The 6493-nt window shown below is 72.3% G+C and carries 6 protein-coding genes and 1 pseudogene; 5 read left to right on the top strand and 2 right to left on the bottom strand.

All coding sequences use genetic code 11. The features are described from left to right. Positions 1 to 711 (bottom strand): annotated as a pseudogene (locus CQ047_RS05270) (hypothetical protein); the annotation flags it as partial. A gap of 162 nt (positions 712 to 873) precedes the next feature. Between CQ047_RS05270 and CQ047_RS05265 the strand changes: the two are divergent. Genes CQ047_RS05265 through CQ047_RS05255 form a run of 3 tightly spaced genes read left to right on the top strand, consistent with a single transcriptional unit; the run spans position 874 to position 3814 of the window. Further along, the gene (locus tag CQ047_RS05265) at positions 874 to 1977 is read left to right on the top strand and encodes a hemin ABC transporter substrate-binding protein (protein ID WP_105673233.1); all 1104 of its coding nucleotides are present in this window, start codon (positions 874 to 876) and stop codon (positions 1975 to 1977) included. Then, on the top strand, positions 1974 to 3047 hold the full coding sequence (locus CQ047_RS05260) for an iron ABC transporter permease (protein ID WP_105673232.1): 1074 nt from the start codon (positions 1974 to 1976) through the stop codon (positions 3045 to 3047). Before CQ047_RS05265 ends, CQ047_RS05260 begins: the two co-directional genes overlap by 4 nt. Further along, entirely contained in the window at positions 3044 to 3814 is a 771-nt protein-coding gene (locus tag CQ047_RS05255) for a heme ABC transporter ATP-binding protein (RefSeq protein WP_105673231.1), read from the top strand. Before CQ047_RS05260 ends, CQ047_RS05255 begins: the two co-directional genes overlap by 4 nt. A 20-nt stretch (positions 3815 to 3834) precedes the next feature. Here the strand turns inward: CQ047_RS05255 and CQ047_RS05250 are convergent, their stop codons facing one another. Next, positions 3835 to 4206 carry a sterol carrier family protein gene (locus tag CQ047_RS05250; protein WP_105673230.1) on the bottom strand — a complete coding sequence of 124 codons (372 nt, stop codon included), beginning with the start codon at positions 4204 to 4206 and terminating at the stop codon, positions 3835 to 3837. Positions 4207 to 4311: 105 nt separating this feature from the next. Here CQ047_RS05250 and CQ047_RS05245 point away from each other — a divergent pair, with 105 nt between their 5' ends. Further along, positions 4312 to 4989: a CoA pyrophosphatase gene (locus CQ047_RS05245; RefSeq protein ID WP_105673229.1), complete on the top strand. Its 678-nt coding sequence runs from the start codon at positions 4312 to 4314 to the stop codon at positions 4987 to 4989. 212 nt (positions 4990 to 5201) lie between these two features. Continuing rightward, positions 5202 to 6479 (top strand): phosphoribosylamine--glycine ligase, encoded by a 1278-nt coding sequence (gene purD / locus CQ047_RS05240; protein ID WP_105673228.1) that lies wholly within the window; start codon positions 5202 to 5204, stop codon positions 6477 to 6479. Positions 6480 to 6493: the final 14 nt, after the last annotated feature.

Genomic DNA, 6493 nt, shown 5'->3' with positions numbered 1-6493 from the left:
CGTGTCGCCCGTCTTGAGCGCGACACCGGTCGCAGGGGTGACACCGTCGGCGAGGAACACCGAGAGAGACGGAGATGCCGGAGGCGTCGTACCCGGGTCGGTGCCCGGCTCGGTGCCGGGGTCGGTGCCCGGCTCGGTGCCGGGGTCAGTGCCCGGATCGGTACCGGGGTCAGTGCCCGGATCGGTGCCGGGGTCAGTACCGGGATCGGTGCCGGGGTCAGTCCCCGGATCGGTACCAGGAACGGGGCCGAAGACGGCATCCCACTGCGCGCCGCTGATGCTGACGGCGCCGCGGCCGTAGATCGTCGTCGCGTCGGGGTTGGAGTGCTTCGCCCAGACGAGCACCTCGTAGGTCTTCGTGCGGTCGAGCTTGTCGGCGGATGCGGTCAGCGTGAACGCGCTGGCGCCGGTCGTGACGACCGGCATCGTGAACGCCGCGTACCCGCCGCCACCGGTCAGCCCCCCTTCGGTTCCCGTCACGATCAGCGCCGCATACGCTCCCGTGGCATCGGCGGGGAGGCCCGAGGCCTGCACCTGCACGGAGACGCCGCTGGAGTCCGCCGAGCCGACGCTGACGGAGACGATCCCGTCGGCGGCGAGCGCAGGCTGCGCGGCCGCGAGTCCGGCGACGATGAGGAAGAGCGATATCAGGGCGGCGAGGCCTGCGCGGAGGCGCGTGCTCGCCGTGGAGGCTGGGGCTGTGTCGTTCACGGATTCTCTCCGGACTCCGGGGCGCGCGGGCACACGCGCCGGCGGTGCCGCTGTGCAGTCGGGCGGGAAGGGTAGATGTTGGTTAGGCTTAGCTAAGTCGCATCATCTCCGACAGTAGACGGACGTCGCAGGGCGCGTCAACTTTTAGGTTAGCCTTGCCTAATGCGTCGTACTCTCGTCGTCCTCCTGGTCTCCACGCTCGCCTTCGGTCTCTCCGCCTGCGGCGGCACCGGAGCACCGGCCTCCCCCGCGGCCTCGCAGGACGACTGCCCCGCGGCTTCCGCACCCCTGGCCTCGCTCGACCTCGTGAAGAACGTCCGCGCCGCGAAGGGGCAGTCGACCGCCTGCCTTCCCAGCCACGCCATCGAGCCCGTCGCCGACGAGACCGCCCCGAAGCTCCCCGTGACGGTGACCGACAGCGAGGGGCGCGAAGTGACCGTGACGGATGCGGACCGCATCCTGCCCATCGACATCTCCGGCACGATCTCGTCGACCGTGTTCGCCCTCGGCCTCGGCGACCGCGTCGTCGGACGCGACTCGTCCACCGACTTCCCCGGCACGGAGGAACTGCCCGTCGTCACGAAGTCGGGCCACACCCTCAACGCCGAGGCCATCCTCGAGCTGGCGCCCACCGTGGTCCTCACCGACACCACGATCGGCCCGAAGGAGGTCAGGCAGCAGCTGCGCGACGCCGGCATCGCGGTCGTCGTGATCTCCAGCGACCGCAGGCTCGACACCACCGACGAGCTCGTCACGGAGATCGCCGCGGCGCTCGGCGTCCCCAGCCGCGGGAAGGCCCTGATCGAGCGCCTCGACGCCGGACTCGACGACGCGATCACCCAGATCGCCGAGGTGACCCCCGCTGCGGAGTCCGACCGGGCGCGGATGCTGTTCCTCTACGTGCGCGGCAGCGCGAACGTCTACTACATCTTCGGTGAGGACTCGGGCGCCGATTCGCTCATCGACGCGGTCGGCGGGATCGACGTCGCGGGCGAGATCGGCTGGCAGGGCATGAAGCCGATGACGGCGGAGGCGCTCGTCGAGGCGCAGCCCGATGTGATCGTCATGATGACCGACGGACTGGAGTCGGTCGGCGGCGTCGACGGCCTCATCGAACGCATCCCCGCCGTCGCCCAGACCCCGGCCGGCGCCCACCGCCGCGTGATCGACATGGCCGACACCGAGGTGCTCAGCTTCGGCCCGCGCTCCGCCGACGTCGTCCTCGCGATCGCCCGCGCCCTCTACGCCCCCGAGACGACGAAGTGACCGGAGAGGTCGTCACCCCGACGCCGACGACGCACCGGGGCCTGCGGTTCGCGCTCGTGCTGATCGGGCTGATCTCGGCCCTCGTCATCACGTGCGTCGCGTCGATCACGAGCGGTCAGTACCAGCTGTCGCCGTCGGGCCTCGTCGGAGTGCTCCTGCACGGCATCGGCATCGACACCGCGTGGGCTCCCGACAGCGCCACGGACTACGGCGTCATCTACAGCATCCGGCTCCCCCGCCTCGTGCTCGGCCTGCTCGTCGGCGCCGCCCTCGCCGTCTCCGGCGTGCTCATGCAGGCGATCTTCGGCAACCCGCTGGCGGATGCCGGAGTCGTCGGCGTCTCCTCCGGCGCGGCCCTGGGCGCCGCGGCGAGCATCACCCTCGGGCTCGCGTCGTTCGGGATGTGGACGACACCGGCTTTCGCGTTCCTCGGCGGCCTCGTCGCCGTGATGGCGGTCTACCTCATCAGCCGATCCGGCGGGCGCACCGAGGTCGTCACGCTGCTCCTGACCGGCATCGCGATCAACGCGATCGCCGGCGCCGGCATGGCCTTCCTGACGTTCCTCGGCACCACGTCGACGCGCGAGCAGATCGTCTTCTGGCAGCTCGGGTCGCTCAACGGCGCACTGTGGTCGCACACGGCGCTCGTCGCCCCGCTGGTCGCCGTCGGCGTGATCGTCGCACTCGTCGTCGCACCCGGCCTCGATCTCTTCGCACTCGGCGAGCGCACGGCCAGGCACCTCGGCCTCAACGTCGAGCTGCTGCGGATCGTGGTGATCGTGACCGTCGCCGTGCTCGTGTGCGCGGCCGTGGCCTTCGCGGGGATCATCGGGTTCGCCGGACTCGTCGTGCCGCACCTCATGCGCATGATCATCGGCCCCGCGCACCTGCCCCTCGTGATCGCATCGGCGTTCGGCGGGGCGCTGCTGATCTCGCTGGCCGACCTCGTCGCGCGCACCGCCGTGCCTCTCGCCGACCTTCCGATCGGCATGATCACGGCGCTCGTCGGCGGCCCGTTCTTCCTCTGGCTGCTGGTGCGCACCCGACGGCGCTCGGGAGGTTGGGCATGACCGTGCGTCTCAGCGGCACCGGCCTCACGGTGCGCGTGGGTGAGGGGCGGACCATCCTCGACGACGCCGCGATCGACATCAGGGCGGGCGAGGTGCACGCGCTGGTCGGGCCCAACGGGGCGGGCAAGTCGACGCTGTTCGGCGTGCTCGCCGGTGACGTCTCCGCCGCGGGAGCGGTGGCGCTCGACGGACGTCCGCTCGGCGGCATCCGTGCGCAGGAGCTGGCGAGACAGCGCGCCGTGCTGCTGCAGGAGAACGCGGTGACCTTCCCCTTCACCGTCGAGCAGGTGGTGCGGATGGGGCGGGCGCCGTGGGCTCGCACGCCCTCGTCCGCCGAGGACGACGACATCGTGATCGCCGCGATGACGGCGACCGAGGTCCTGCCCCTGGCCCTCCGCGCCGTGACGTCGCTCTCCGGCGGCGAGCGCGCTCGGGTGGCCCTCTCACGCGTGCTCGCTCAGCGCACCGGCATCCTGCTCCTCGACGAGCCGACCGCCGCCCTCGACCTCAAGCACCACGAAGACGTGATGCGCCTGATCCGCGAGCAGGCCGCCGATGGCGCGGCGGTGGCGATCGTGCTGCACGACCTGAACGCGGCTCTCGCCCACGCCGACCGCGTCACCCTCCTCTCGAACGGACGGGTGGCGGCATCCGGCGCCCCGTCCGAGGTGCTCACCGCCGCCAGGATCGAGCAGGTCTACGGGCAGCCGGTCGACGTCTTCCCCCACCCCTCGACGGGGATCCCCCTGGTGGTGGCGCGGCGCTGAACCGGGCAGGTGCGACCAGGTCAGGGACGCAGGGGCAGCACCTCGGCCAGGTCGGCGCGGGTGCCGGATGCCTGGACACGACCGGATGCCGCGGCATCCGCCCATCGCTCCGCCCCGGTCGCGACGGCGATCCAGGTGGCGGCGTCCATCTCGACCACGTTCGGCGGGGTCCCACGCGTGTGCCGCGGCCCCTGGATGACCTGCACGGCGCCGAACGGCGGGACGCGCACCTCCACGGTGCCTCCCGGCGCCTTCTCGTCGAGCAGCTGCAGCAGATAGCGCACGGCCGTCGCCAGGGCGGTGCGCGCCGGCTTCTCACCCGCGGCATCCGCGGCGCCGACGGCGGCGAGCGCCGCACGTCCGTCGATGATGTCGATCCTCTTCGGGGGCATGGGATCAGGGTACGCGGCGGGGGCGCCCGCTCGGCGGTGCCGGTGCTTGTCGGGAGCGCACAAGATCCGCGCCCGACCCCTGCCCGCAGGCTTAGGCTCGAAGCGATGACTCCGAACGAGACCCTGCACGGGGCGCGCGCCGAGCTGATCGCGGCAGCGCAGCGCAGCGCGCGCTGGGCGGCGCCGTTCCCTCCGACCGACGACGGCGCGCACGCGGCATCCGTCCTGGTGCTGTTCGGCATGCTCGACAGCATCCCCGCTCGCACCGACGAGCTGACGGTGGCGGCCGACCTCGACGTGCTGCTGCAGCGACGGGCGGCGACCCTTTCGTCGCACCCCGGCCAGGTGTCGTTCCCCGGCGGGCGCAGGGAGGAGCAGGACGCGGATGCCGTCGCCACGGCGCTGCGCGAAGCGGAGGAGGAGACCGGACTCGACCCCGCGGGCGTCGAGGTGCTCGCGACACTGTCGGAGCTGCCCCTCGCCGCGAGCAACCACCTCGTGACCCCCGTGCTCGGCTGGTGGCGGTCGCCGTCGCGGGTCGTCGCGGTCGATCACGCCGAGACCGTCGAGGTGTTCCGCGTGCCCGTCGCGCACCTGCTCGACCCTGACATCCGCTTCACGTCGACGATCAGCCGCATGGGCCGCACGTGGAAGGGCCCGGCGTTCGACGTGGACGGCACGATCGTGTGGGGCTTCACCGCGATGGTCCTGGACGCGCTGTTCGACGCCACGGGCTGGACCATCCCCTGGGACCCCACGGTCGAGCGGCCCGTCACGGTCTGAGCCACCCGCTCCGAGGCTTCGGGCCCGTGCCCGCGTTGCGCCCCGGCATCCGAATCACGCGCCGTCGCGCGCCAGAACTCCGGAGATTCCGTCATGATCGGGCTCCGAGCCGCTCCATGGCCGGGAGCCGCGGTGATTCTCCGGAGTTCTGGCATCCGCCTGCGCCGCACCCGGTCCGAAATCCGGACGCGCGGCCTCGGTAGTCTGGACGGGTGAAGATTCTCGTCCTCGGTTCCGGTGCCCGTGAGCACGCGATCATCCTCGCCCTGCGGGCCGAGCAGACGGAGCACGAGATCTTCGTCGCCCCAGGCAACGCCGGCATCGCGCAGGACGCCACGCCTGTCACGGTGGATCCGCTCGACGGCGCCGCGGTGACCGCGTTCGCCAACGAGCACGCGGTCGACCTCGTCGTCGTGGGGCCTGAGGCTCCGCTGGTCGCCGGCGTCGCCGACGTGCTCCGCGCGCACGGCGTCCCCGTGTTCGGACCGGGCAAGGCCGCAGCCCAGCTCGAGGGGTCGAAGTCGTTCGCGAAGCGGATCATGGATGCCGCGGGCGTCCCCACCGGCCGCGCCGTGCGCGCCGCCACCGTCGCCGAGGTCGAGGCCGCGTTCGACGAGCTCGGCGCCCCGCACGTCGTCAAGGCCGACGGTCTCGCCGCCGGCAAGGGCGTCATCGTGACCTCCGACCGCGCCGAGGCGCTCGCGCACGCGGAGCACTACCTGCCCTCCGGCCCCGTGCTCGTGGAGGAGTTCCTGTCGGGCCCCGAGGTCTCGCTGTTCTTCCTCAGCGACGGCGACACCGTGCGCGCGCTCAGCCCCGCGCAGGACTTCAAGCGTGCTCTCGACGGCGACGAGGGCCCCAACACGGGCGGCATGGGCGCGTACTCGCCGCTGCCCTGGCTCGATGAGCAGTTCGGCAGCGAGCGCGCCTTCGTCGAGGAGGTCACGCGCGACGTCGCCCTTCCCGTCATCCGCCGGCTGGATGCCGAGGGCACGCCGTTCATCGGACTGCTCTACGCGGGCCTCATCCTCACGCCCGCCGGCGTGCGCGTGATCGAGTTCAACGCGCGGTTCGGCGACCCCGAGACGCAGATCGTGCTGCCGCGCCTGGTCACCCCGCTGTCGGAGCTGCTGTTCGCCGCGGCATCCGGCACCCTGGAGGACCAGCCGGAGCCCGTGTTCAGCGACGACGTCGCGATCACCGTCGTCTTCGCGAGCGAGGGCTACCCCGAGGCGCCGCAGACCGGGCGTCCGATCGAGGGCCTGGCGGATGCCGCGGCCGTCGAGGGCGTCCGCCTCGTCCACGCCGCGACCGCCAGCCCCGACGCCCCCGGGGGCTCGCTCGTCGCGACGGGTGGCCGGGTGCTGAACGTCGTCGCCGTGGCATCCGACTTCCGCACCGCACGTACCCGCGCCTACGAGGCGATCGCGAAGATCTCTCTCGACGGCTCGCACTACCGCACCGACATCGCCGCCCGCGTCGCGGAGTAGGCGCGCGGCGCCGT

It is taken from the genome of Microbacterium sp. MYb72 (assembly GCF_002979415.1).
Lineage (GTDB): Bacteria > Actinomycetota > Actinomycetes > Actinomycetales > Microbacteriaceae > Microbacterium > Microbacterium natoriense.
This window is presented reverse-complemented; position numbering and strand designations above follow the sequence as displayed.